Annotated in this window: 16 protein-coding genes and 1 pseudogene; 11 read left to right on the forward strand and 6 right to left on the reverse strand. The window is 35.9% G+C overall.

The genetic code is table 11. The features are described 5' to 3' along the window. Window positions 1-342 precede the first annotated feature (342 nt). Window positions 343-1,464, forward strand: coding sequence for a tRNA guanosine(34) transglycosylase Tgt (tgt, locus tag ACFINC_RS04110; RefSeq protein WP_375616298.1), 1,122 nt, complete (start codon window positions 343-345; stop codon window positions 1,462-1,464). Window positions 1,465-2,755: 1,291 nt separating this feature from the next. After that, window positions 2,756-3,955: an MFS transporter gene (locus ACFINC_RS04115; RefSeq protein ID WP_375616221.1), complete on the forward strand. Its 1,200-nt coding sequence runs from the start codon at window positions 2,756-2,758 to the stop codon at window positions 3,953-3,955. Between the two features lie 44 nt (window positions 3,956-3,999). Here the strand turns inward: ACFINC_RS04115 and ACFINC_RS04120 are convergent, their stop codons facing one another. Together ACFINC_RS04120 and ACFINC_RS04125 are read right to left on the reverse strand one after the other, a co-directional pair. Beyond that, on the reverse strand, window positions 4,000-5,427 hold the full coding sequence (locus ACFINC_RS04120) for an MFS transporter (RefSeq protein WP_375616222.1): 1,428 nt from the start codon (window positions 5,425-5,427) through the stop codon (window positions 4,000-4,002). Window positions 5,428-5,542: 115 nt separating this feature from the next. Further along, complete coding sequence (locus ACFINC_RS04125) at window positions 5,543-6,757, reverse strand: NADP-dependent isocitrate dehydrogenase (protein WP_375616223.1); 1,215 nt, start codon at window positions 6,755-6,757, stop codon at window positions 5,543-5,545. A gap of 635 nt (window positions 6,758-7,392) precedes the next feature. Between ACFINC_RS04125 and ACFINC_RS04130 the strand changes: the two genes are divergently transcribed. Beyond that, window positions 7,393-8,004: an invasion associated locus B family protein gene (locus ACFINC_RS04130; protein WP_375608379.1), complete on the forward strand. Its 612-nt coding sequence runs from the start codon at window positions 7,393-7,395 to the stop codon at window positions 8,002-8,004. A 74-nt stretch (window positions 8,005-8,078) separates the two neighbouring features. Here the strand turns inward: ACFINC_RS04130 and ACFINC_RS04135 are convergent, their stop codons facing one another. Further along, window positions 8,079-10,697 (reverse strand): Rne/Rng family ribonuclease, encoded by a 2,619-nt coding sequence (locus tag ACFINC_RS04135; RefSeq protein ID WP_375616224.1) that lies wholly within the window; start codon window positions 10,695-10,697, stop codon window positions 8,079-8,081. A gap of 597 nt (window positions 10,698-11,294) precedes the next feature. Between ACFINC_RS04135 and ACFINC_RS04140 the strand changes: the two genes are divergently transcribed. From ACFINC_RS04140 to ACFINC_RS04155, 4 genes and pseudogenes are all read left to right on the forward strand, one after another. Then, complete coding sequence (locus tag ACFINC_RS04140) at window positions 11,295-12,524, forward strand: N-acetylmuramoyl-L-alanine amidase (protein ID WP_375616225.1); 1,230 nt, start codon at window positions 11,295-11,297, stop codon at window positions 12,522-12,524. A 169-nt stretch (window positions 12,525-12,693) separates the two neighbouring features. After that, window positions 12,694-15,159, forward strand: coding sequence for a penicillin-binding protein 1A (locus tag ACFINC_RS04145; RefSeq protein ID WP_375616226.1), 2,466 nt, complete (start codon window positions 12,694-12,696; stop codon window positions 15,157-15,159). A 170-nt stretch (window positions 15,160-15,329) separates the two neighbouring features. Next, a protein-coding gene (prfB, locus tag ACFINC_RS04150; protein WP_375616227.1) for a peptide chain release factor 2 occupies window positions 15,330-16,458 on the forward strand; the annotation gives its coding sequence in 2 pieces (ribosomal slippage) (window positions 15,330-15,398 and window positions 15,400-16,458; 1,128 coding nt in all). A 600-nt stretch (window positions 16,459-17,058) separates the two neighbouring features. Next, a pseudogene (locus tag ACFINC_RS04155) lies at window positions 17,059-17,354 on the forward strand (integrase); the annotation flags it as partial. A 209-nt stretch (window positions 17,355-17,563) separates the two neighbouring features. Here the strand turns inward: ACFINC_RS04155 and ACFINC_RS04160 are convergent. The 3 genes from ACFINC_RS04160 to ACFINC_RS04170 all read right to left on the reverse strand — a co-directional run bounded on the left by ACFINC_RS04160 (window position 17,564) and on the right by ACFINC_RS04170 (window position 20,520). Then, window positions 17,564-18,049 (reverse strand): peroxiredoxin, encoded by a 486-nt coding sequence (locus tag ACFINC_RS04160; protein WP_375610354.1) that lies wholly within the window; start codon window positions 18,047-18,049, stop codon window positions 17,564-17,566. A gap of 213 nt (window positions 18,050-18,262) precedes the next feature. Then, complete coding sequence (gene tyrS / locus ACFINC_RS04165; protein WP_375616228.1) at window positions 18,263-19,516, reverse strand: tyrosine--tRNA ligase; 1,254 nt, start codon at window positions 19,514-19,516, stop codon at window positions 18,263-18,265. Window positions 19,517-19,839: 323 nt separating this feature from the next. Next, window positions 19,840-20,520: an alpha/beta hydrolase gene (locus ACFINC_RS04170; protein WP_375616229.1), complete on the reverse strand. Its 681-nt coding sequence runs from the start codon at window positions 20,518-20,520 to the stop codon at window positions 19,840-19,842. A 160-nt stretch (window positions 20,521-20,680) separates the two neighbouring features. Between ACFINC_RS04170 and ACFINC_RS04175 the strand changes: the two genes are divergently transcribed. The 4 genes from ACFINC_RS04175 (at window position 20,681) to sufD (ending at window position 25,701) form a co-directional block, all read left to right on the forward strand. Continuing rightward, a complete protein-coding gene (locus ACFINC_RS04175; protein WP_375616230.1) occupies window positions 20,681-21,826 on the forward strand; it encodes a cysteine desulfurase family protein in 1,146 nt (381 codons plus the stop codon). 171 nt (window positions 21,827-21,997) lie between these two features. Further along, entirely contained in the window at window positions 21,998-23,509 is a 1,512-nt protein-coding gene (sufB, locus tag ACFINC_RS04180; RefSeq protein ID WP_375616231.1) for a Fe-S cluster assembly protein SufB, read from the forward strand. A gap of 163 nt (window positions 23,510-23,672) precedes the next feature. Beyond that, window positions 23,673-24,428, forward strand: coding sequence for a Fe-S cluster assembly ATPase SufC (gene sufC, locus ACFINC_RS04185; RefSeq protein ID WP_375616299.1), 756 nt, complete (start codon window positions 23,673-23,675; stop codon window positions 24,426-24,428). Window positions 24,429-24,438: 10 nt separating this feature from the next. Next, window positions 24,439-25,701 (forward strand): Fe-S cluster assembly protein SufD, encoded by a 1,263-nt coding sequence (gene sufD, locus ACFINC_RS04190; RefSeq protein WP_375616300.1) that lies wholly within the window; start codon window positions 24,439-24,441, stop codon window positions 25,699-25,701. Window positions 25,702-25,707: the final 6 nt, after the last annotated feature.

Raw genomic sequence — 25,707 nt, forward strand, 5'->3', positions numbered from 1 at the left:
ATTTTCTTCTATTCGTACGAAATTATTACTTATGAAAGTACGTAAAGATGAGATTATTGAGATAATAATTTTGCAGTTCTATTAAGGCTTTAGTGTGTTAAGCGTAGGTATTTTGAGGCATGATATTTAAGGATTTTGCTATTTTTCTGGAGCTGGATTATTTCTTTATTATGGTGATTTCTTCATAACAAATGCTCTTTTATCTCGTTTAATTTTTTATGCTGGTTACAATATTAAGCGAATCAAGAATTAATTCATAAAGCTTATGACAATGCTCGTAAGGGAGATATTTTTTCTCTTTCTGTAGAGATATGCATTGATGGAATCAAGAAGACGAGAATGATGATAAAGACATTTCATTATAGAAAAATTGCTCAAGATGGATGTGCGCGTCGAGGCGAAATTATAACGGGGCGAGGATGCGTTCGTACACCCGCATTTATGCCAGTTGGGACGGCAGGAACCGTTAAAGCTATGTATATGGATCAAATACGTGATCTTGGAGCAGATATCATTTTGGGAAATACTTATCATTTAATGTTACGTCCAGGAGCTGAACGTGTTGCACGTTTGGGAGGATTACACGAATTTTCACGTTGGAGCGGACCTATTTTAACTGATTCTGGAGGCTTTCAGGTGATGTCGCTGGAGGGAATCCGTAAAATTACTGAACAAGGTGTGATTTTTCGCTCTTACATTAATGGCGCCTACTATGAAATGAGTCCAGAGCGTTCTATCGAAATTCAAGGGCTTCTTGATGCGGATATCCAGATGCAGTTGGATCAATGTATTGCATTACCTGCCACTGAAAAGGAGATGGAAGAAGCTATGGAACTTTCATTGCGGTGGGCGCAGCGTTGTAAAACAGCTTTTGGGGATCAGACAGATAAAGCATTGTTTGGGATTGTTCAAGGGGGGGATAATATGAAACTGCGTGAACGTTCTGCTCAAGCATTAAAAGAAATGGATTTAAAAGGTTATGCTATTGGAGGGCTTGCTGTTGGTGAGCCGCAGAGTGTTATGACAGCAGTGTTGGATACTACTTGTCCGATTTTGCCAGAGGATAAACCGCGCTATCTTATGGGAGTAGGGACACCTGATGATATTTTACAAAGTGTTGCTCGTGGTATTGATATGTTTGATTGTGTTATGCCGACGCGTGCAGGACGTCATGGTTTAGCTTTTACACGTTTTGGTAGAATTAATTTGCGTAATGCGCGTTATGCAGAAGATCTCCATCCTCTTGATCCACAGTCACTTTGTCCAGCAGCACGTGATTATAGTTGTGCTTATTTGCATCATTTGATCAAATCTGGTGAATCTCTTGGGGGGATGTTGTTGACTTGGAATAATCTTTTTTACTATCAACAACTTATGCAGGGAATTCGTGATGCCATTGAGGAAGGTTGTTATGCTGATTTTTGCGCTGAAACGCGTGCTTTATGGACACAAGGACGCTATTAATCCTAATATAGCACCTCATTTTTTATTAAATTTACTTTACTGTTGTATCTGAAACTTTTGCTCAAAATATCAAATTAGAAATGCCTTCCAAAATTACAAAATTGCACTATTTTAGGATATAAAAGTGCAATTTTATATGACATTGATTCTCTTTATAATTAGCATATAAAACAGAAACTGTTACTCCGGTACGCGCTACCTGATCCGGAGAAAAACAGTTTATTTCTGTTTCTGATGACTGTTTAAAGCAACAATGTTAATGAGGCGTTAGCGAACTCTTAAAGAAATATGAAAATTGTATTTTTTATGCGCTATATTGTGTTTTTTATTGCTAAAGGTAAAGAATGGTTTATAGACAGTTGAACAGATAAACGCTTAGAAAATTAAGATAAAAATGAAATCAGACTACAATCTTTTAAAAATATACTTTTAAATTTTAGTTTTTTCATTTCTATAGATTAATATAAGTATTATTTAAAATATTCTTATGTAATTTTATATTAAAATATTTTAAATTATTAAGTTATAAAAATAAAAAATTTAATTACTATAATTATCATTTATAAAATATCGATAAATATATTTACAAAAACTTATCATATTACTTTTTGTTATGTTTATAGAGTTTATTCGAAAATAATCATAATATATTACATGAATATTTTAATTTACAGATGGTGCTTTAGATGAAAAACTATTTGATGTTATTTAGATGAGTGACGGGTAAATGTACCTAAAATAGAATTATTTCATAAATGTAGAATTCAAGCAATATCATCATGAGAATTTTTAGAAGATTCTAAAATAGCTCATAAAGATGGTGTAAAGTTGAGATTATAGCTTATCGATTTGGAGGATGTGCATTCTGGTAACAAAAACAAAGAAACAATAAGTTTGGGAGAAAGTTTATATTTGTTTCAAGATAATGATTGAAATATTGATCACTTGTTTGGAATGCATTATTCGACTAATTTTAGCATGAATGTATGGTATATCGTCTCAAAATAAAGGTTTCACTGAAAAAGAAGAATTTTGGAATGGTTAAAAAGAATAGACAAAGTTCATGATCTGGCAGGGTTGATAAAAATAGTTGAATATATCTGTAGCCTTTAAGCTTACAATGATTTTCTATTAAAGAATCTGACTTAAATCTTCATAAAATGCCTTATATATCGAAATGTTTATAAAATTTTATTGGGGACTATTGGGCATGCGTATAACAATGTTTTGAATTTTTGTTTGTGTGTATTACAGATATTTACAGTTAAAACTCCTATCCAGAAGTGATGATATGAAGGATTTTTATCAACAAAAGGTTCTTGCATTGGGAATTGATTCGAGAATACGGCGTTTAATAATTTTAGCTCTTGCCGTGGGGAGTTTTGCTATTGGTACTGCAGAGTTTGTCGCAATGGGGCTACTGCCAGAGATGGCACGAAGTTCCTATGTTGATATTCCTACCGCTGGTCAATATATTTCTGCTTATGCATTAGGAGTTGTGATTGGAGCACCTCTTTTAGCTGTGGCAACAGCTCAGGTATCACGCAAAACTGTTTTGATGGGATTAATGCTTTTTTATGCCTTAGCAAATATTGCTAGTGCCTTTTTTTCTGATTTTAGCATATTAGTAGTATTACGCTTTCTCAGTGGACTTCCTCATGGAATCTATTTTGGACTTGCGGCTATGGTTGCTTCTTCAATGGTAGAAATGAAAGAACGTTCTAAAGCTGTTGGATATGTTATGCTCGGCTTAACAATTGCAACCGTTTTGGGAGCACCCAGTGCTACTTGGATTGGTCAACTTATTGGTTGGCAGATTGCTTTTGTCCTTGTGGGGATAATTGCTTTATTATGTTGTTTGCTTATTTGGAATTTTTTTCCTTGTGATTCAAGTTTTCCAAAAACGAATCCTTTGCAAGAAATGGGTGCATTAAAGCAAAAGCAGGTGTGGCTTCTTTTATTGATGGTTTCGGTGGGAGCGTCAGGATTATTTTCTATTTTCACTTATATCAAGCCAACGTTAATGCATATTTCTGGTGTTTCACTTGAGTGGGTACCATTTATCATGCCGTTAGTTGGATTGGGAATGGTGGTAGGAAATCTCTTGGGGCCTAAATTGGCTGTTAAAATTGGTATTTCGCCAATGATATTTTTTTCTATGCTTTGGAGCGTATTTGTTTTTTTTGTTTTTTTCTTTTTATCCTATGCTCCGTTAACGGCAGCGATAGGATGCTTTTTTGTTGGGACTTCTTTTGCTGCTATGCCTTCTATACAAACAAAAATTATGGATGTTGCACTACAGGGACAGATTTTAGCAGGAGCATTAATGCAATCTGCTTTTAATATTGCCAATGCTCTTGGTGCAGAGTCTGGAGCATTAGTTTTAAAATTGGGCTATAGTTATGAATATACAGCTGTTTTAGGAAGTGTTCTAACTTTGTGTGGATTGATGGTTTTTTGCATCTCATGGTATATAGAGAAGCATGCTTAATATTTTTTATTTTTTAAATGAAGAAGGAATTTTTATATTTATTTTTAGTTATTGGAATGTCCTGTTGGGTTTTTTAATATGCAGTAAGAAATGCGCAATGCTAATGGAATAGCAAGACAAAATAAAAGACCCATGAGCGCTATAAGAAGAGTTTTTGCTGCTAAGATCATTCCTATTGTTCCTCCAGGATTAAAGAGTCCGGCAAGATTGGTGATAACTCCGGCTAGAGTTGCACTTAAGGCCGCTGAAAATAGTTGTACAGAGGTAAGGGATTCACTGGCACGGAGAGCATCTTCATCATTTGCACATTGTAAGATCCGTGTGAGCAAATGCGGCCATGCTACGCCTGCACTGATTCCAATAGAAAATAGTGCTAAGCAGATCATAAAAATATATTCAAGTGTGGAAACTTCTGTTGGAATGAGCCATAAAAGAATAGCTATGCCTAATAGTTTTAATAGGGGGGAGTATATAATGATGTTGCGAATTTTTTTTGCTGATACACCGGCACTTGAGAGGGCTCCACATGTCCATCCTAGGCTCATAAGTGCTGCTATATAACCAGCAAGAAGTGGAGCTTGTCCATGAAGCTCTTGAAGAAAAAGTGGAAAATAAAGCTCCATACTATATACGACTGTCGTCATAACAAGTATTAATGCGTAAACAGGAAAAATTTCAGAAGAAAAAGAAAAGGATTTGCGTGGCAACATAGGATGAAGGGTAGATGATTCGATTTTTGCTAGGACAAAGAGAAGACTAAGTCCAATAACCAATCCGCAAATTTTTGCCATTGTTGTGTCCATAGCTCCTCCAACAGAAATGATAAAAATCAATAAGGTGAGTGTGAGAAGCTGAAGCAGAGGGAGAGGGGTTGTTGGAACATAATTTTCATTCTTTTTTGGTAAAAATTTAAAGGCTATGAGTGAGAAGAATATAGCTAATGCACCAATGATCCAAAAAGATGCTCTCCACATGCCATAATATACAGAAATTCCTCCGATTGCTGGTCCTAACAAGGTTGATATTCCCCACATTCCAGAGATGACACTTAATGCGTGTGACCATAAAGATGGACTGAAAACAATACGTACCATGGAATAGGATAAGGATAACAAAGAACCACTTCCAAATCCTTGAATAAAACGTCCTATTAAAAATAATGGCATAGATGAAGAAATGCTGCACATGAAAGTGCCTAGGGTAAAGATAAGTCCAGAGAGAACATAAGTGTTACGAGGACCTAATTTCCCTAATATTTTTGTTGCAAGTGAAGTCCCAAGAAGTGAAGCTGTAATAAAGACAGTTGCCACCCAAGAATAATATATTTCATTGCCAATATGATTCATAAGAGAGGGCAAAATAGTAATAACGATATAAACGTTAGTAGCGTGTAACACAACACCGCCTATAAACGTCAAAAAGCAAAGACCATTTTTACCTAATAAAAGCGCAGACCAGCTTTGTTTTTTCACTGTTTTTGCTATTTAATAAAATTTATCCTCTTTTTATTTATAAGGCAGTTCTTTAAATTTGCCAAGAGAAATTCAAAGCTCTAAACAGAGCTTTGAATTTTAATCGAGTAATAACTTAATTGCCCATTGCTTTTTTGAGATTTTCATCAATTTTATCGAGGAAATCTGTTGTAGAAAGCCATTTTTGTTTAGGTCCAATCAAAAGTGCGAGATCTTTAGTCATAAAACCTTCTTCGACGGTTTTAATACAAACTTCTTCCAATGTTGTGACAAAGTTTTTTAATTTCTCATTGTTATCCAGTTTAGCACGGTGTGCCAGTCCACGCGTCCATGCAAAAATAGAGGCAATGGAATTTGTTGATGTCTCTTCACCTTTTTGATGCTGACGGTAATGGCGTGTCACGGTGCCGTGCGCTGCCTCTGCTTCAACAATTTTACCGTCAGGTGTCATGAGAACAGAAGTCATAAGACCAAGAGAACCAAAGCCTTGGGCAACAATATCAGACTGAACATCACCATCATAATTTTTACATGCCCACACATAGCCACCTGACCACTTTAATGCAGAAGCAACCATATCATCAATGAGACGGTGTTCGTAATATAATTTACGGTTTTCAAATTCAGTTTTAAATTCCGTATCGAATATTTCTTGAAAGATGTCTTTAAAACGACCATCGTAAGTTTTTAGAATAGTATTTTTTGTTGAAAGATAAACTGGAACATTCCGCTGTAGTCCATAATTAAAAGATGCGCGAGCAAAATCACGAATTGACTCATCAAGGTTATACATAGCCATGGCAACCCCTGCACTTGGGGCATCAAAAACATCATGTTCAATCACTTGATTGTCATCACCTACAAATTTAATACTTAATTTTCCTTTTCCTGGAAATTTAAAATCTGTCGCTTTATATTGATCACCAAAAGCGTGACGTCCAATAATAATTGGCTTTGTCCAGTTAGGAACAAGGCGAGGGACGTTTTTACAGATAATAGGTTCGCGAAAAATGACTCCTCCTAAAATATTGCGTATTGTGCCATTGGGTGATTTCCACATTTTTTTTAGGTTAAATTCTTTAACGCGTGCCTCATCAGGTGTGATGGTTGCACATTTTATACCAACGCCATATTTTTTTATAGCATTGGCAGAATCGATCGTTACCTGATCATTGGTTGCATCGCGGTTTTCGACGGAAAGATCATAATATTTGAGATCAATGTCGAGATAGGGATGGATTAATTTATCTTTGATGTATTTCCAGATGATATGGGTCATTTCATCCCCATCAAGTTCAACAACGGGGTTTTCTACTTTGATCTTTACCATTAGAAGTCCTTTTTTTTAAGTGATATCACTTTATAGCACTTTCAGATTTATAATGAAAAGTAAAAACAAGGGGAAAAGAGCATTCAAAAACGATATTAACAATAGAGTACTTTGAAAGAAAAAAATCATCTTTTCTTTTTTAGTAGTGGAGTCATAATTTCAAATTAAAAAGGTAAGTTATTTGGAGAATAGCTTTAATTTTTTATAAAGATTGCTTTATCTGACATTTTGGAGTTTCATGCATTACAATACTTGTTTCTAAAGATTCATAAACTTAATGTGGAGAGTAATCGGTGTAAAAAGTTTAAATGAATAAGTTTTTTAAGGAGCATGAGAGTTTATTTTAATTGATATTGCAATATTGATTCGTTTATGTAATCTTAGTTTAAATGCACAGAGGTGTTTTGTGGATAAATTACATTAAACACCAGTGTGATAAAGAGGGGAATGCTGATGGGTATATAAAATTAAAGGGCTCGTCATAATTTTTTCTCTAAATTTGACTTTTTTTTAAATATTGAAGTAAAAGCAATAAAATAGTTTTATTTCATTATAATTTAATAAATTTAAGTTAGAATTATATTTAATATTTTTTTGAAGTTACTTAAGAGCGCGTTGAAAGGATTAACTTAGTCATGTCGCATAAAAATATTTATTCTGCTGTTTCAGTATTAATTGGAGCCGCTGCCCTTTTTCTTATAGCTGGCATTTCTGCAAATGCGCAAACTTTATCGCAAGGTTGGTACAAAGTTTGTAGTAAGCAGCATGATGTTGATATTTGTAATACAATGAATACTGTATTATCGAATACGGGACAACCTTTAACGGCTTTTAATCTTGTTGAAATAAAAGGAAAGCAAAATGAAAAACGTATAGGCATTCAAGTGCCGACAGGTCGTTTTTTGCCAGAAGGTGTTCATATTAAAATTGGTGATGATTTCTCTAAAAAAATCCCTTATGTGATTTGTAATGGACCAAGTTGTATTGCCAATGATGTTTTAGATGATAAGCTTATAGCAGCTATGAAAAGTGGTACAAAGATGGTTGTAACTACAGTTAATTTTCGTGGTTCAGCTAATCCTATTGAATTTTCTCTGAATGGATTTACAGCTGCTTATACGGGTCCTGGTATGGAAGAAAAAGATTTCCAACAAGAACAAATAAAGCTTCAGCAGGCTATTCAATCAAAGCAAAAAGAAATTGAAGAGCGTATGCGGGCTGAGCAAGAAAAAGCAAAACAAAAATAACCATAGAATTGGTTGAAACTTTTTTATAATTGTTTATTTAAACCGCCACATTTTTTGTGGCGGTTTTTATTTTCTTAATTTTTTGAAAGAGTTCTACGTTTCCACCAACCAATACGCTCAGTTTTGGGAGTATCGTTAGATGTTGATGAGATAACAACGGGTTGATTGATTGTTTCTGCAATTGGGGAAAGAGAGGATTCGACAACTTTCTCCATCTCCATTGCAGTTTCTTTCTCTAATGTTTTTTGTATTTGCATTATCTCTTTAGAGGATGACTTTTTGCGTGTTCTACGTGTTGATTTTTTACTATTTTCAGGAGTTTTATCCTCTAACTCATGAATAGATTTATCTGCTTTTTTGGTTTTAAGTTTACGTGCAGAATTGGTTTTAGGCTTTTCTTCAAGAGATTTTTGTCCTGTGACATTTTGATCATTCTCTAGAGAAAGTTGACTTTCTTCTGCTTTTGAAGAACGTGTTTTACGTTTTTTAGGTTTAATACTTGTGTCAACTTTTGTCGTTTCATCTTGTTGTTGTATATCTAGAGCTTGTATATTATTTTTTATTTCTTCAGATTCAAAAGACTTAGCAGATGGAACACGACGTTTACGATGCGCTATTTTAATCTCTGCTAAAGCTTGCTTAGCAAAGTCTCCCACTGGTTCTGCGTAAGGAACACGAAGCTGAGAAAAACTACTATCTTGATTGCGTCGACCACCTCGACGTCCTCGGCGACGTCCTCGACGATAAGCATCATCACTCAACGTGTCTTCTTTTTTATGAACGGTGGAGGAAGAAAGATCAGTAGTTTCATCATGACGATTTTTGCGCCGACGCTTTGAGTTTGTTTCAGTGGGAGAGGAATTTTCAATAGTTTCACTCTTTATGAAAACAGAATCTTCAATTTCTTGCTTATTGTCATCTTCCAATGGAGATTGAGAAATATTCTCTGCTATTGTGCCTTTAGAAATAATAAGATGTTGCGTTCCAATACTATCATCTGCCTCAATACTAATATTAAGTTTAAAGCGTGTTTCTAAATTAACAAGAATATTGCGTTTGTGATTTAATACATAAAGCGCTGTTGCTACCGGTGTACGCACGATAATATTATATCGCGAATTATGAAGAAGATATTCTTCAATTGAGCGCATGACATGTAAAGCAATTGATGATTCAGAACGTATAGTTCCTGTTCCTGCGCAATGTGGGCAGGGCTGTGTTGTACTTTCTAAAACCGATATGCGAATACGTTGACGACTCATTTCTAAAAGGCCGAAGTGTGAAATATGACCAACTTGAATACGAGCTCGGTCATTTTTTAAACAGTCTTTTAATTTTTTTTCGACCAGTCGCACATTCCTTTCTTCAAGCATGTCAATAAAATCAATTACAATTAAACCAGCAAGGTCGCGTAAGCGTAATTGACGCGCTATTTCTTCTGCAGCTTCAAGGTTAGTTTGTAAGGCTGTCTTTTCGACAGAGAATTCTCTCGTAGAGCGGCCAGAATTTACGTCAATAGCAACAAGTGCTTCTGTTTGATTAATAACAAGATAACCGCCAGATTTTAAAGAAACCTGTGGTTGCAACATTTTATCAAGTTGAATTTCAATATTATTTCTTGCAAAAATGGGTATAGGATCACGGTAAGGTTGCACAACTTTTGCATGACTTGGCATAAGCATACGCATAAAGTCTTTCGCCTCACGATATCCTTGGTCTCCAGAGACAAGAATTTCACTAATGTTCTTATTGTAAAGATCTCTTATAGAACGTTTTATGAGATTACTTTCTTCATGGATAAGGCATGGTGCCGTTGACTCGAGTGTCAAAGTGCGAATCGTATCCCATAACCGCATAAGATATTCGTAATCGCGTTTAATTTCAGCTTTTGTTCTATTGGCGCCAGCTGTTCGTAAGATAACGCCCATACCTTTTGGAACGGATAATTCTTTTACGATTTCTTTAAGACGCTTACGGTCTTGCACATTCGTAATTTTTCGTGAAATACCACCGCCGCGTGCTGTGTTGGGCATTAAAACAGAATAACGACCTGCTAGAGATAAATATGTTGTAAGCGCGGCTCCTTTATTACCACGTTCTTCCTTGATAACTTGTACTAACAAAATTTGACGTCGTTTAATCACTTCTTGAATTTTATACTGGCGTCCTTGTTTTTTTTGATAAGTTGGGAATTCTTCGCGGATGTCCTCAGCACCGACCATTTCGATCTCATCATAAGAGGCATCGATATTTAATACTTCTTCTGTATCATCAATTGTTACAGTTTCAGATGTGATATCATTTTCAACATCGGCTGCTATGACACTCTTTTTTGTTCTTTTGGAGCGTCTTTTATTTTTAGTTGTTGCTTCCGTCAAGACATCTGCTGAATTTTCTCCTACAGCGGCGATTTCTTCTTCTTCAAGAAGAGCAAGGCGATCAGCAATAGGAATTTGATAATAATCAGGATGAATTTCAGAAAATGTCAAAAAACCATGACGATTTCCACCATATTCAACAAAAGCTGCTTGGAGAGATGGTTCTACACGCGTAATACGTGCGAGATAAATATTCCCCTTGAGCTGTTTTCTATGTTCTGATTCAAAATCAAGTTCTTCAATTTTGTTGCCGTGAACAACAACAACACGTGTTTCCTCCGGATGGGAGGCATCTATAAGCATTTTGTTTGACATAAGTTAATATCCTGAAGGCGACATGCACAATTTTATTCAAACGAATGCTATAATTATTCGTAAACATAAAAGGCTGTCTGCCATAAAAGGGAGGTACCAGAAAAACAGGACGGAACATCACGTGTAGATGCATGACAACATTTACACCATTTTTCATCATTATTCCCATCCGTTTTTTATGACTCATATTTCTTAAAAGTCTCCGGTAAAATAATCTTTAAAACAGTTCGGATATCCAAACCAACGAATCTTAAGTAATGCAATCCTAATTTTATAACATAGAAATTTTTCATCCATCACAAAGTCTCAACGCATAATATGCAAAAACTTTCTAAAAACAACTTAATATAAGTTACAGATAATTTAGATGGCTATTATCAGCTAGGAAGCATAGATATTCTTTTATGTTGATATCATGCGTTTGGCAAGTAACAATGTAAATATGTATCATGAGAATATCTTTATTACCTTAATTTTGTTTTTGAGTGTTTATAATGAAAGGATTTAGCATTTATTGAAAAATAGAGAATAAATTAGTGTATCGTTTTTATATAACCAAGATAAATTATTACAAATATAGTGTAGAGTATTTTGCTTATGATAAGAGTTTTTTTTACCAAAAAGCTGAAAATAGCCTGTTGGGATGTTATTATGCAAATCACATATTTTTTGCTATTTTTTCTGGTATTTCAAAGCAGTATTCAAGCCGCAGATCCTTTAAGACTTATCAATTTTCGAACTATTGGTGATAGTGCTCATACGCGTATTATTGCGATTTTCAATTCAAAACCAAATGTTCGTTTGCAGATTTTGGATAGACCTGCGCGTTTGGTTATCAATTTACCTACAATTGATTTTTCGATGCAAAATACGTCTTTAAATAAACAGAATACATTATCTATTATGCTTTTAGATGTGCGTTATGCTTTTTCTGATATACAGACTTCACGCATTATTTTGACAAGTAAAACGGCTTTTGTTGTTGAAAAAAGTGTCGTAAAAAAATTAGACAATGGTTTATGGCAGTTGCTGATTGATATTCGTAAAAGTACACAAGAAAAATTTGATGAGATATTAAAGAATCAGCAAAGAAGCAATTTTGATACAAAAACACCGTTGTTTCCCACACATAATTTTCGTGTTGTTCTTGATCCTGGTCATGGTGGTATTGACGGTGGTGCACGGGGTGTTACAGGAATTTTAGAGAAAGACGTGACTTTAAATTTTGCGCGTGCATTGCGAGATGAATTACAAAAGGATCCTCATATTACTGTTGCTTTGACGCGTGATTCCAATATTTTTTTAAGATTAAGTGAAAGAGTAAAAAAAGCGCAAGAGTTTGATGCTGATCTTTTTATATCTATTCACGCGGATACGATTGATGTACATTCTCTTCGCGGTGCCACAGTTTATACTCTATCAGAAAAAGCCTCTGATGCCATTGCAAAATCTTTAGCTGAAAGTGAAAATAAAGTTGATTTGCTTGATGGTTTGCCTGCAGATGAAACTCTTGAAGTTACAGATATTTTGATGGATCTTACGCGACGTGAAACGCATACATTCTCGGTTAATTTCGCAAATAGTATTATTTCAAGTTTATCAAAGAGTCGTATTAACTTGATCAATAATCCTCACCGGTATGCTAATTTTCAAGTTTTAAGAGCTTCAGATATACCCTCTGTTTTGATAGAGATAGGTTATTTATCCAATAAAGAGGACGAAAAGTTATTAAATGATCCTCATTGGAGAAAACAAATGGCAGCCTCTATTGCTCATTCTATTCGTCAATTTGCTGATTATAGGCAGAAAATGATACAGCCTCTTTAAATTTGTGAGAAAATAGAGTATCAGTAAGGGTTTCTAGTGTACCCTAGTATAAATAAAAGATAGAAAACAATTTCTCTTGATCTCAATCTTGTGGTGATATCCACATGGTGTGTTTGAAGTAACGTACTTTTTTCTTTAATTAATTCTTAAGAAAGCGATAGCCGTTTTTATGATGATTTTTTTAAGATATCTTCTTCGTTTTTTTATTGCTATTGGACTTTTTAGCACAATAACATGGGGTGTTGTGACCTGTGGTCAAGCAAATGCACTTCCTGATTATGAAGTTCTTTCACTTTATGAGCCGCCGGTAATGACCCGTGTCCATGCTTCTGATGGCCGTCTTATGGCAGAGTTTGCGACAAAACACCGTCTTTATTTGCCGATTCAATCAATACCAAAGCTTGTTATAGATGCTTTTGTTTCGGCTGAAGATAAGAATTTTTATCATCATTTTGGTTTAGATCCCGAAGGGCTTTCTCGAGCTTTGATCAATAATATTCGTAATATTGGTTCTGGAAGACGTCCAGAGGGCGCATCAACCATAACGCAACAAGTCGCAAAAAACTTCCTTTTAAGTTCAGAAACAACGTTAGAGCGTAAATTTAAGGAAGCTATTTTAGCTATGCGTATTGAGAAAACCTACTCAAAAGATCATATTCTTGAACTTTATCTCAATGAAATTTATCTGGGGCGTGGCACTTATGGCATAGCGGCTGCTTCTTTGACCTATTTTAATAAATCCGTCAATGATCTAACGCTAGAACAATGTGCTTATTTGGCTGCTCTTCCAAAAGGACCGGCAAATTATGATCCATTTAAGAATACAAAGCGAGCTATTGATCGTCGCAATTGGGTTATAGACCGGATGGTGGCAAATGGATATGTAACGCGTGAACAAGGTGAACAAGCAAAAGCTAAGCCTTTAGGAGCTATAATACGTGGTAGTGATAATTATGTTTTTGCGGCTGATTATTTTACTGAAGAAGTGCGACGTCGTTTAATACATCGCTATGGGGCTAAAACACTTTATGAAGGTGGACTTTCCATCCGTACAACGCTTGACCCACATTTACAACTTATTGCTCGGCGTGCTTTGCACGATGGATTAATTAAATTTGACCATGCGCAAGGATGGCGTGGAGCTTATGCACATATTGATGAGAAAGGTGATTGGGGGATAGAACTTGCAAATATCACAGGGCTAAATGATGTTCCTGAATGGCGTTTGGCTGTTGTCCTTTCTGCTAACCCCAATAAAGTAGAGATTGGTTTACAGCCACCACGTGAAGCTTCAGGTATATTATCAAAAAAACGCGAAACTGCAGTTTTATCAGAAGCTGATTCAAAATGGGCACTCCATGTTGTAAAAGAAAATGGTTATCGAAAAACTGTTCAGAGCTTATCTCATGTTCTGCAAATTGGGGATGTCATTTTTGTTGAAAAACTATCCAATACAAACAACACTTATCGTTTACAACAAATTCCAAAGGTTGAAGGCGCAATTGTTGCTATGGAACCTCATACAGGGCGCGTTCTTGCTATGGTGGGAGGATTTTCTTTTGCCGCCTCTGAATTTAACCGTGCAACCCAAGCTTATCGTCAACCGGGGTCCGCTTTTAAGCCTTTTGTTTATGCAGCAGCACTTGATAACGGATATACACCAGCATCCGTTGTTTTAGATGGCCCCATTGAAGTTCGTCAATATAATGGTGAAATTTGGCAACCCAAAAATTATGGTGGTACCTTTGCAGGACCTTCAACGTTGCGTTATGGTATTGAGCATTCTCGTAATCTTATGACAATACGGCTTGCCAATGATATGGGAATGCCTCTTGTTGCTGAATATGCAGAACGCTTTGGGGTGGTAGATAAATTGCAGCCTTATCTTCCCATGGCTTTAGGGGCTGGTGAAACAACAGTATTACGGATGGTTACAGCTTATTCCGTTATTGCCAATGGGGGACGCTCTATTAAACCTTCTCTGATAGACAGAATTCAAGATCGTTATGGGAAGACAATTTATCGTCATGATGATCGTATTTGCGAAAATTGTAATACGAATTCATGGAATAATCAAAGTGAACCCACATTGATTGATGAAAGAGATCAAGTTCTTGACCCTATGACAGCTTATCAAATTACATCGATGATGGAAGGGGTTGTTCAGCGTGGTACTGCAGCACGTTTACGATATCTTAATCGACATATTGCCGCTAAAACAGGAACAACAAATGACTCTAAAGATGTTTGGTTTATGGGATTTACTCCTGACATTGTCGTTGGTATTTTTGTTGGATACGATCAACCAGCTCCGTTAGGATATAATGGAACGGGAAGTTCATTAGCCGCTCCTATTTTTGGTGAGTTTATGGCAGATGCTCTTAAAGGAAAGCCAGATGTTCCCTTCAAAATGCCAAAGGGTATGATTTTAATGCCAATTAATCGAAAAACAGGAATGCTTGCTGAAAGAGGAGATCAAGATGTCATTATAGAAGCATTTAAACCAGGGACTGGTCCTGCTGATATCTATCAAGTCATTGGGAGTACGAATTCTTTTCAAGAAGGTGTTCCTGCAGTAACTACTTCTCCACAAGTCAATAAAGCTCTTGAAAGTGGGACGGGTGGGCTGTATTAGTCGATAAAATCTTTTTTGCCATGAGTTATGGTTTTTATCTATTTTTTTACAATGTCGGTTCCGTAAATAGAATGATAAAACCGTACCACTTTCTGATAGCAGCTCTTAAATTTGTATAAAATGCTAAGAGACATAACCAGAAAGAGTATTAAAAAATACGGTGTTAAATTATGCGAGCAGAAATAGAAACATTAGTTGATGAAATCCAGAAAGCAATTCAATTGCTAAGGGGGCATCTTTGACTGGGATCAATCACTAAAACGTCTCGAATATCTTAATCAAAAAGCGGAAGATCCATCATTATGGGATGATGCGCAACGAGCACAGGATATGATGCGTGAACGTCAACGTCTTGATGATTCAATCAATGGTCTTTTATCATTTACAAAAACACTTGAAGAATGCATTGAGCTTATTGCGATGGGCGAAGAAGAAAGTGATGTTGAAATTATCGCTGAAGCAGAAAATTCAATACGTAATCTTAAAAGCGAGATAGATAAAAGGCAAATTGATGTGCTTCTTTCAGGAGAGGCGGATCCAAATGATACCTATTTAGAAATTCATGCTGGAGCAGGGGGAACTGAGAGCCAAGATTGGGCTTCTATGCTCTTACGCATGTATATGCGCTGGGCTGAACAGCATGAAATGAAGGTTGAAGTTTTAGAAATTCATGATGGAGAAGAAGCAGGAATAAAGTCAGCGACTATTCTTGTAAAAGGGCATAATGCTTATGGACTGTTAAAGACAGAATCAGGCGTTCATCGCTTGGTGCGGATTTCCCCATTCGATTCGAATGCAAAGCGCCATACTTCTTTTGCGAGCATTTGGGTTTATCCGGTTATTGATGACAATATTGAAGTTGATGTTTCAGAGGCAGATGTGCGGATTGATACATATCGTGCATCAGGAGCAGGAGGGCAACATGTTAATACGACAGATTCTGCTGTTCGCATCACACATATAAAAACGGGTATTGTTGTTCAATGTCAAACTGAGCGTTCTCAGCATAAAAATCGCGCTACGGCTTGGTCGATGTTACGTGCACGTCTTTATGAAGAAGAACTCAAAAAAAGGGAAGAAGAAACGAATGCTGTTGAATCTTCTAAAACAGAAATTGGCTGGGGACACCAAATTAGATCTTATGTTCTTCAACCCTATCAACTTGTAAAAGACTTGCGCACAGGTGTTGAAAATACTGATCCACAATCCGTACTTAATGGTAACTTAGATGTATTTATAGAAGCAGCGCTTGCTCGACGTATTTATGGACAAGATAAAGAAATTGAAGATATTAATTAATTATATATCATCCTTCAAGGATGCAAATTTGTTTCTTAAGTTGTTCATTTTACTGATGTTGTGATTTACGGTAGCTCTTGATACTTGAGAGGTTCAAAGAGGTGTTCTCTTTTTTCCTTTCTTCAAGTTTTTTCTCACACGCCAATCCTGCTATATAAACGCATTGATTTATAATGATAATTCACTGTTTTGCATATTGAATGAGAATCCCGCATATCGTAAGATTCTTTCATTTCAAACTTGTTTATGTTGAATCAATCAAAATCACTTACTTGCACATAACAAACGGGATGAGTGTGTGGATAAAAATTATAGAAGAAAGGACTCAAAATGGCTCTTATGAACTGTCTTAAGTACTAGGGGCTATCCTCTCAAACACCTACGAGCTGGCAAGTGTGTGGTGGTGCCGGCTTGTTTCTTCACAAGCGTAAAGATCGGGGTGCTCAATGGACTTTTTATTATTTCATGGGAGACTTATCGTTATATCATTCACGAGGTGTCGACGTGAAATGGACTTGGGAGACAGATGTCTCTTTAAAACAAGCTTGTGAATGTGCACCCTAATGGGGCGCTTCTGTTTTACGTGAGGGGCGTGATCCTATTAAAGAACGCAATAAACAAAAGCGTGAGATAATAAGCAATCTCCATTATTTAAAAGATATTGCTCTAGAGACTTTTGAAAGTCGTAAAACCGAATTAAAGAATGATGGCAAAGGTGGCAAATGGTTTTTATCTTTACGGCTTTAATTCTCCCACAATTAGGCTGTATTTCCGTTTCAGAGATTACACAAACAGAGATACACAATATCTTGCTCTTATTTGGCATACAAAAGCTGGCGCTGCTTACAAAGCTCTCATTCCGTTTCAATCGTTGTCCCAAACATGCTGCTGCATTATGACGGATGCAAGTGAATTGATTTTGATTCATTCAAAATAAGAAGAATCCGAAATGAGAAAAATTTACGATATTCAGGAGGATAATTTAAATGTAGAATAATCAGTTGTTCTTATAAAGCAATATATTATAAAAATTGAAACCATTGGAAAAATTAATATCAATTGGGAAGGAAAACTTTTGCTTTTTAAGATAAATTAAGCATTCTCTTTACAAGTCACCATTACGATGTAAAAGTGTTGCAGCAGCTAAAACATTCTCAGCATGTCCAGATACACTTACTTTGCGCCATTCTTCTGTTATTATTCCATGTGCATCAATTAAAAAAGTGCTCCGTTCAACACCCATATATTTGCGTCCATACATACTTTTCTCCACCCAAACACCATAAGCTTCAAGGGTTCTTTTTTCTTCATCAGAAACCAAGATAACATCAAGTTCATGTTTTACTTTAAATTTATCATGTTTTTTTACATTATCTGGAGAGATTCCAATAACAACAACACCAATTTCATCAAATTTCGTCTTTAATTGTGTAAAGTCAAGCGCTTCGCTTGTGCACCCACTGGTATCATCTTTGGGATAGAAATATAAAACAACAGTTTTTCCTTTAAAGTCAGAAAGACGCACTGTCTCTCCTCCATCGCGTGGTAAATTAAAATCAGGAGCAAGAGTACCTTTCATTGAGTTTATCATTTTTTTATCTTTCTTTTTAAGCGCAAAGATCAATCACTAGCATACAGAGAAGGAATAAAGTTTCAACTCTCTAAAATAGAATTATTTTAAAGACTTTTTCGCCATCATATAAAATTATTCTGTCATAAGAATTAAATTAAAAAATGAGGAAAGAAAGCGTAAGAAAGATCAATATCATGGATATAAATATAGAATGAATGAGACATCAATAGATTATAGCGGTTTGATCAAAATATGTTTTTTCTTTCCGAAAGAAAGTTTAATGATTCCTTCTGCTGTCACATCTTTTTCAATAATAAGGTGTGTTTCATCCTTTATTATTTGATCATTAACACGTATTCCTCCACCTTGAACGTGTCGGCGTGCCTCACTATTAGATTTAGCAAGTCCTGCTTGTACTAAAAGAGTGAGCAATCCAACACCTTTTTTAAATTCTGAGGAATTAATTTCAACAGTTGGAAGATTTTCTCCCAGAGTTTTTTCTTCAAACGTTTTGCGAGCCGTTTCTGCAGCTTCATCGGCAAGAGCGCGTCCATGCAACATTGCTGTAACTTCTGTTGCAAGAATTTTTTTTGCTTCGTTAATTTCAGTTCCTTGTAATAGAGAAAGTTTAAGAATCTCATCCATCGGTAATGGAGTATAGAGCTTTAGAAATCGTGTTACGTCAGCATCTTCTGTATTGCGCCAGTATTGCCAAAATTGATAAGGTGAAAGTTTATCCGCATTCAGCCATACAGCTCCATTCAATGATTTACCCATTTTGGCACCGGAAGAGGTTGTCAGCAATGGTGATGTTAACGCATATAATTGCGGTGTTCCTAAACGATGCCCTAATTCGATTCCGTTAATAATGTTGCCCCACTGATCAGAGCCCCCCATTTGCATACGCAACCCATAACGTTTATAGAGTTCAACAAAGTCATAAGCTTGCAGAATCATATAATTAAACTCTAAGAATGACAAAGAGTGTTCACGCTCAAGTCTGAGTCTGACAGAATCAAATGACAACATACGGTTGACAGAAAAATGCTTTCCTACATCACGCAAAAATTCTAAGTAGTTTAAATTGCATAACCATTCCGCGTTATTCACAATACAAGCATCGGTTTCTCGGTCACCGAATGTCAAATAGTTAGCAAATACTTTTTTTATACCATCAATATTTGCAGCAATATCATCTTGTGTCAGGAGGCGTCGTGCTTCATCTTTGAAGGAAGGATCACCGATCAATCCGGTTCCTCCGCCCATTAAAGCAATGGGGCGATGACCCGTTTTTTGTAACCAATAAAGCATCATAATCTGAAGAAGACTTCCAGCATGTAAACTCGATGCTGTTGGATCAAATCCAGTATAAGCGCTTACAGTTTCTTTTGAAAAAAGATCATCTAAGCCTTTTTCATCTGAAATTTGGTGGATAAAACCACGTTCGCTCATAATGTGTAAAAAATCAGATTTAAAGGCAAACACAGATTTAATTTCCTAATTTAAGAGTGTATTTATTGTATATAATAGGCGATTGTATAATGAATTATTAATGCGTTATCTACCATAAATAACGCACATATCACAAAAGAACGAAATATATTAATAATTAAAGATAATAATACAGGTATTATTCCTTTTTTACGCTAAAAAAACACTCCACAGTAATAGAAAGAAGAACTCTTTATCCTAATTTCTACCCTGAAATGAAATTTAGGAAAGTTGCAAATACATTCTGTAACAGTAAATTACTTCAGTTATAAACAGAAGCGGCTTTTGCTGTTTTTTTATGAAGTTCTTGTATTTTTCTAAGTTAGTGAAAGTATTTCAGGAGGAGGAGCGAGAAGTTCATTGGTGATATGGTTATCCAAATAGTGTGCACATCGTTCAATAAGTTCTTCATGACATCCACTGAAAAAATGATTAGCCCCTTCCAATATTTCTTGTGTGATGATGATACCTTTTTGTGTTTTTAATTTATCGACAAGTATTTGAACATCTTTTGGGGGAGAAACTTTATCGATACCGCCATGAATGATAAGTCCAGAAGAGGGACAAGGTGCAAGAAATGAAAAGTCATAAACATTAGGCTGAGGGGCAACAGAGATAAATCCCTCAATTTCCGGTCGGCGCATTAAAAGCTGCATACCAATCCATGCTCCAAATGAATATCCTGCTACCCAACAATTCTTAGAATCTGGATGTTGTGTTTGCACCCAATCGAGAGCAGCAGCAGCATCTGAAAGTTCTCCTATTCCATAATCAAATTCACCCTGACTACGACCAATACCACGAAAGTTAAAACGTAAAGTTGTAAAGCCACGTTGTTGGAACATATAAAAGAGGTCATAGACAATTTTATGATTCATAGTTCCACCAAATTGGGGATGAGGATGCAAAATGATCGCAATGGGTGCATTTTTTTGTTGTGAAGGTTGATAACGCCCTTCGAGCCGACCTGCGGGACCGTTAAAAATAATTTCTGGCATAAAATGCTCCTTAATGCAATAAAAGGCTCTCTTTGACCATGGTCGACTTTTACCATAGAATCTCTTAAATAATTATTAGATATTCTTTTTTTAGTGCACTTTTCAAGAAAATTGCGCTATTTTTTTACTCAATTCATAAGATTAATGATTGCGATGTAAAATGGTTATAAAACGCCGATATTTTGATCATAACGCAACAACACCACTCAAAAAAGCGGCACGGATAGCGTTACTGGAATCTTTAGAAATATTTGGTAATCCATCATCGGTTCATAAGGAAGGGCGTGCGGCTAAAACTTTGTTGCAAAAGGCCCGTCGGCAAATCGCTGAAAATCTTAAAACAGATCCAGATCACGTGGTATTTACCTCTGGTGCGAGTGAAGCAGCAATGACTTTGTTAACCCCCTTTTACAATATGGGGAATGCAAAGGTTCAATTTTCTCATCTTTACCTTGGAGCAACTGAACATCCCTCTGTTTTAGAGGGAGGGCGTTTTTCTAAAGAATTGATAAGCATCATTGCTGTTGATCAAGATGGGCTTATTCAACAAGATAAATTAACATCACTCTTAGCGGCTCACGATAAAACAAAAGGTTTACCTCTCGTTGCTATTCAAGCTGCAAATAGTGAAACTGGTGTTGTTCAACCATTAAAAGAAATAGCCGCTGTTGTTCGCGATTTAGGAGGCACTCTTGTTGTTGATTTGACACAATATGTAGATAAAAATTTTGTTGATATTCATCAGTTAGGAGGAGACTTTTTTATACTGTCTGCCCATAAAATTGGCGGTCCTAAAGGGATAGGTGCTTTTGTTTCATGTGGTAATCTTCTCACTCCACATCCTCTTATTGTCGGGGGAGGACAGGAAAAAGGTTTACGGGGAGGAACAGAAGCATTGCCCCTTATAGCTGCTTTTGGAGCAGCAATGGCTGATTGTTTCACGCAAGAAGAAAGAAAACAATTAATATATTTACGCAATAAATTAGAAGATGGACTACAGAAAATAAGTAAAAATGTTGAAATTTTTGGCAAAAGAGTTCAACGTTTGCCAAATACAACTTACTTTACCGTGAAAAATATAAAAGCTGAAACGATGCAAATTGCTTTTGATTTAGAAGGGTTTTCTGTATCGGCTGGCTCTGCTTGTTCTTCGGGAAAAGTAAAACAAAGCAAAGTTTTAGAGGCAATGGGGTATCATGTTCCAAATGGTGCCATTCGCATTTCGATAGGACGTGATACAACTTCTGAAGATATAGATGATTTTCTATCGTTTTTTTCTCAAATTATAAACAGGAAAAAAGAATAAAATTTATCACTAAAAAAATAGAAAAATTAGAATTATTTTAAAGATAAAATAAGTTTGATTGAAATTTTTGCACTTTACCTATAGCTTAGGAGATAACTTGCTTACTTTAATCTTGTAAAAAAACAAGACTTTTAGTTACCGGTTTTTGACGCCCAAAAATGGAGAAAATTTATGCCGGCAGTACAAGAAACGATACGCCAAGTACGTGAAATAGATGTTGACCAATATAAATATGGTTTTGAAACCAATATTGAAACCGATAAAGCTCCAAAAGGCTTAAATGAGGATATTATCAAATTTATTTCCGCTAAAAAACATGAGCCTGAATGGATGCTAACATGGCGCTTAAAAGCTTACCGCCGTTGGCTAACAATGCAAGAGCCACATTGGGCGCGTCTTGAATATCCTAAAATTGATTTTCAGGAGCTTTATTATTATGCTGCTCCTAAAAATCATACAGGACCAAAATCTTTGGATGAAGTGGATCCTGAGTTATTAGCAATGTACGAAAAACTTGGCATTCCCCTTAAAGAACAAGAGATTTTGGCAGGAGTAAGAAAACAGTCTGATCCCTCCACTTTTGATGACAGTATGTCTGTATCGGGGCAGGTGGCTGTTGATGCAGTCTTTGATTCTGTCTCTGTTGTAACAACATTCAAGAAAGAGCTGGCACGTGCTGGTGTGATTTTTTGTTCTATTTCAGAGGCGATTATTGAACATTCTGAGCTTATTAAAGAATATTTAGGAACAGTTGTACCTGTAAGTGATAATTATTATGCGGCCTTAAATGCAGCTGTTTTTACAGATGGTTCATTTGTTTATATTCCCAAAGGAGTTCGTTGCCCTATGGAGCTTTCAACTTATTTTAGGATTAATGAACGCAATACAGGCCAGTTTGAACGAACATTGATTATTGCAGCTGAAGATTCCTATGTTTCTTATCTTGAAGGATGTACAGCCCCCCAACGTGATGAAAACCAACTTCATGCTGCTGTTGTTGAACTTATTGCCCTTGAAAATGCAGAGATTAAATATTCTACAGTACAAAACTGGTATCCTGGTGATAAAGATGGAAAGGGTGGTATTTATAATTTTGTGACGAAGCGTGGAGATTGTCGAGGTGATAACTCTAAGATTTCATGGACACAAGTTGAGACCGGTTCTGCGATTACTTGGAAATACCCATCCTGCTTATTGCGCGGTGAGAACGCGCGTGGAGAATTTTATTCTATTGCTGTTGCAAACGGTCATCAACAAATTGATTCCGGTACAAAAATGATCCATTTAGGAAAAAATACATCCAGTCGCATTATTTCTAAAGGTATTTCTGCAGGTTTTTCAAATAACACTTATCGAGGACAAGTCACAGCGCATCGAAAAGCACAAAATGCGCGTAACTTTACGCAATGTGATAGTTTGTTAATCGGGAATGAATGTGGAGCTCATACAGTTCCTTATATTGAAGCAAAAAATGCAACTGCTCAGTTTGAACATGAAGCCACAACATCAAAAATTTCTGATGACCAACTTTTTTATGTTATGCAAAGAGGAATTCCTGAAGAAGAAGCTATCGCATTAATTGTAAATGGTTTTGTAAAAGAGGTTATTCAAAAACTTCCCATGGAATTTGCTGTCGAAGCGCAAAAGCTTATTGGTATTAGCCTTGAAGGTAGTGTTGGATAATTTTATTTAATGAGATAAATTGAAGGCTTGATGCAAAAAGGCTGTAACCGTAGCGTATAATGCTAAAAATAACCTCTATGGTAATTACAAAAGTAGATGGATGCTAAGGCGAAATAACACAGCATTGGTATCTGAAAAAAAACAGCCAGAACAGGATTAAATGATGTTAGAGATAAAAAATTTGCGCGCACGTATTGCTGGAACCGATACAGAAGTTATTCGTGGTTTAAACTTGACGGTTCAAGACGGAGAAATTGCCGCTATCATGGGACAAAATGGAGCCGGAAAATCAACTTTGTCTTATTTACTTGCTGGTCGTGATGATTATGAAATAACAGAAGGAGATATTCTCTATAATGGACAATCACTTTTAGAAATGGATCCAGCAGAACGGGCTGCATATGGTGTTTTTCTTGCATTTCAATATCCAATGGAAATACCAGGGGTAGCAACGATGGAATTTTTAAAAGTTGCGATGAATTCTCAACGTAAAGCGCGAGGTGATGAAGAGCTTAAAATTCCTGAATTTATAAAATACGTCAAAGAAGTTTCAGCCAAACTTGAAATAGATATGGATATGCTAAAGCGTCCATTAAATGTAGGTTTTTCAGGTGGAGAGAAAAAACGCGCTGAAATTTTACAAATGGCACTTCTTGAACCTAAACTTTGCATTTTAGATGAGACGGATTCTGGTTTAGATATTGATGCACTAAAAATTGTTGCAGATGGTGTTAATAAACTTCGCGATTCAAAACGTTCATTTTTGGTGATTACCCATTATCAACGGCTGCTTAATTATATTATTCCTGATACGGTTCATGTCCTTTATAAAGGACGAATTATCAAAAGTGGAGATAAATCCTTAGCCCTTTATTTAGAGCAAAATGGCTATGCTGATCTTATCAGAGAAGCGGTTTAAGGTTATTAATATGAATGCACAGCAAAACTTGTTAGCGGTTGAAGAAGATATACTCAGTAATTTCAACCAGTATATAAACGACTTACCTGGTAATAAAGCCGTGCGGGAAATTCGCAAGAAAGCTATTCAGCAGTTTCAAATGACACGGCTTCCTTCCCGTAAAATCGAAAGTTGGCACTATACAAATCTACGCACATTATTGAAGTCTGTTAGCAACTTTTCAAAAGTCCAAGACAATCAATTGGTTGATGCATTACTTTCAGAAAGCGCTGTTTTTTCCATGAACAATGGAAAAGCATCGACACAGTCCAAGGTAGACAATATTACAGTAAAACGCCTTTCAGATGCATTAGAAGATAATTCTATACAGATAAATCAAAACATTTCTGATGATAATTTTATTGGACAGTTAAATACAGCTTTTGTTACAGATGGTTGGCTTTTTCATATTCCTGAAAATACAAAGCTAAATATACCCATTGAATTACAAAATATACAAATGGGGGGACAATCGCATATTTTTTCAGATATAAAAGTTGATAAAAATAGTCAGGTTGTGTTTATTGAACATCAGGTTGGCAATGATAAAGATACCTTTGTCAGTTCAGTATTTTCATTAAATATTGCTGCTGATAGTGATGTTACGTGGATTCTTATTCGCAATCGTGATTTTAATTCTACACAGTTTGGCCAATTTCGTGCTATTCTTGATCAAGGAGCCAAGCTATCACTTTATGTCATTAATATAGGGAGTCAATTAAATCGCCAGGAAATCGATATTAAATTACGGGGAGAAGAATCTGATTTCCAATTACGCGTTATAAATTTATTATCAGGGCAAACACATAGTGATCTTACAATGACTGTTTGTCATCTTAATGAAAGATCAACATCAACGGAAATTATACGCAATGTCGTTACAGATAGGGCTGTAGGTGTTTTTCAAGGGATAATACGTGTTGCTCAAAAAGCGCAAAAAACAGATGCACGTATGGCCTGTAATAGCCTTATCCTTTCAGATGATGCAGAATTTAATGCAAAGCCTGAATTAGAGATTTTTGCTGATGATGTTGCATGCGGTCATGGTGCAACAGTTGCTAATATTAATCATGATTATCTTTTTTATCTCATGGCGCGCGGTATTCCATTTAAAACGGCTCGTGCACTTTTGATTAAAGGATTTATCTCTGAGCTTATTGATGACATCAAGCAAGATAATATTCAGATTATTTTGGAGAATATCATTGGTAAATGGCTTGAAAAAAATGTTTAAGGGAGG

This window comes from Bartonella sp. AP58NXGY (assembly GCF_042195785.1).
Classification (GTDB): Bacteria; Pseudomonadota; Alphaproteobacteria; order Rhizobiales; family Rhizobiaceae; genus Bartonella.

Bases quoted from the DNA above. Each gene is read 5' to 3' on its own strand.
- tgt (WP_375616298.1), top strand. From the start codon at position 343: ATGATAAAGACATTTCATTATAGAAAAATTGCTCAAGATGGATGTGCG.
- ACFINC_RS04135 (WP_375616224.1), bottom strand. From the start codon at position 10,697: ATGTCAAACAAAATGCTTATAGATGCCTCCCATCCGGAGGAAACACGT.
- ACFINC_RS04125 (WP_375616223.1), bottom strand. From the start codon at position 6,757: ATGGTAAAGATCAAAGTAGAAAACCCCGTTGTTGAACTTGATGGGGAT.
- ACFINC_RS04140 (WP_375616225.1), top strand. From the start codon at position 11,295: ATGATAAGAGTTTTTTTTACCAAAAAGCTGAAAATAGCCTGTTGGGAT.
- ACFINC_RS04175 (WP_375616230.1), top strand. From the start codon at position 20,681: ATGGTTATAAAACGCCGATATTTTGATCATAACGCAACAACACCACTC.
- sufC (WP_375616299.1), top strand. From the start codon at position 23,673: ATGTTAGAGATAAAAAATTTGCGCGCACGTATTGCTGGAACCGATACA.
- ACFINC_RS04170 (WP_375616229.1), bottom strand. From the start codon at position 20,520: ATGCCAGAAATTATTTTTAACGGTCCCGCAGGTCGGCTCGAAGGGCGT.
- ACFINC_RS04160 (WP_375610354.1), bottom strand. From the start codon at position 18,049: ATGATAAACTCAATGAAAGGTACTCTTGCTCCTGATTTTAATTTACCA.
- ACFINC_RS04115 (WP_375616221.1), top strand. From the start codon at position 2,756: ATGAAGGATTTTTATCAACAAAAGGTTCTTGCATTGGGAATTGATTCG.
- sufB (WP_375616231.1), top strand. From the start codon at position 21,998: ATGCCGGCAGTACAAGAAACGATACGCCAAGTACGTGAAATAGATGTT.
- sufD (WP_375616300.1), top strand. From the start codon at position 24,439: ATGAATGCACAGCAAAACTTGTTAGCGGTTGAAGAAGATATACTCAGT.
- ACFINC_RS04130 (WP_375608379.1), top strand. From the start codon at position 7,393: ATGTCGCATAAAAATATTTATTCTGCTGTTTCAGTATTAATTGGAGCC.
- ACFINC_RS04145 (WP_375616226.1), top strand. From the start codon at position 12,694: ATGATGATTTTTTTAAGATATCTTCTTCGTTTTTTTATTGCTATTGGA.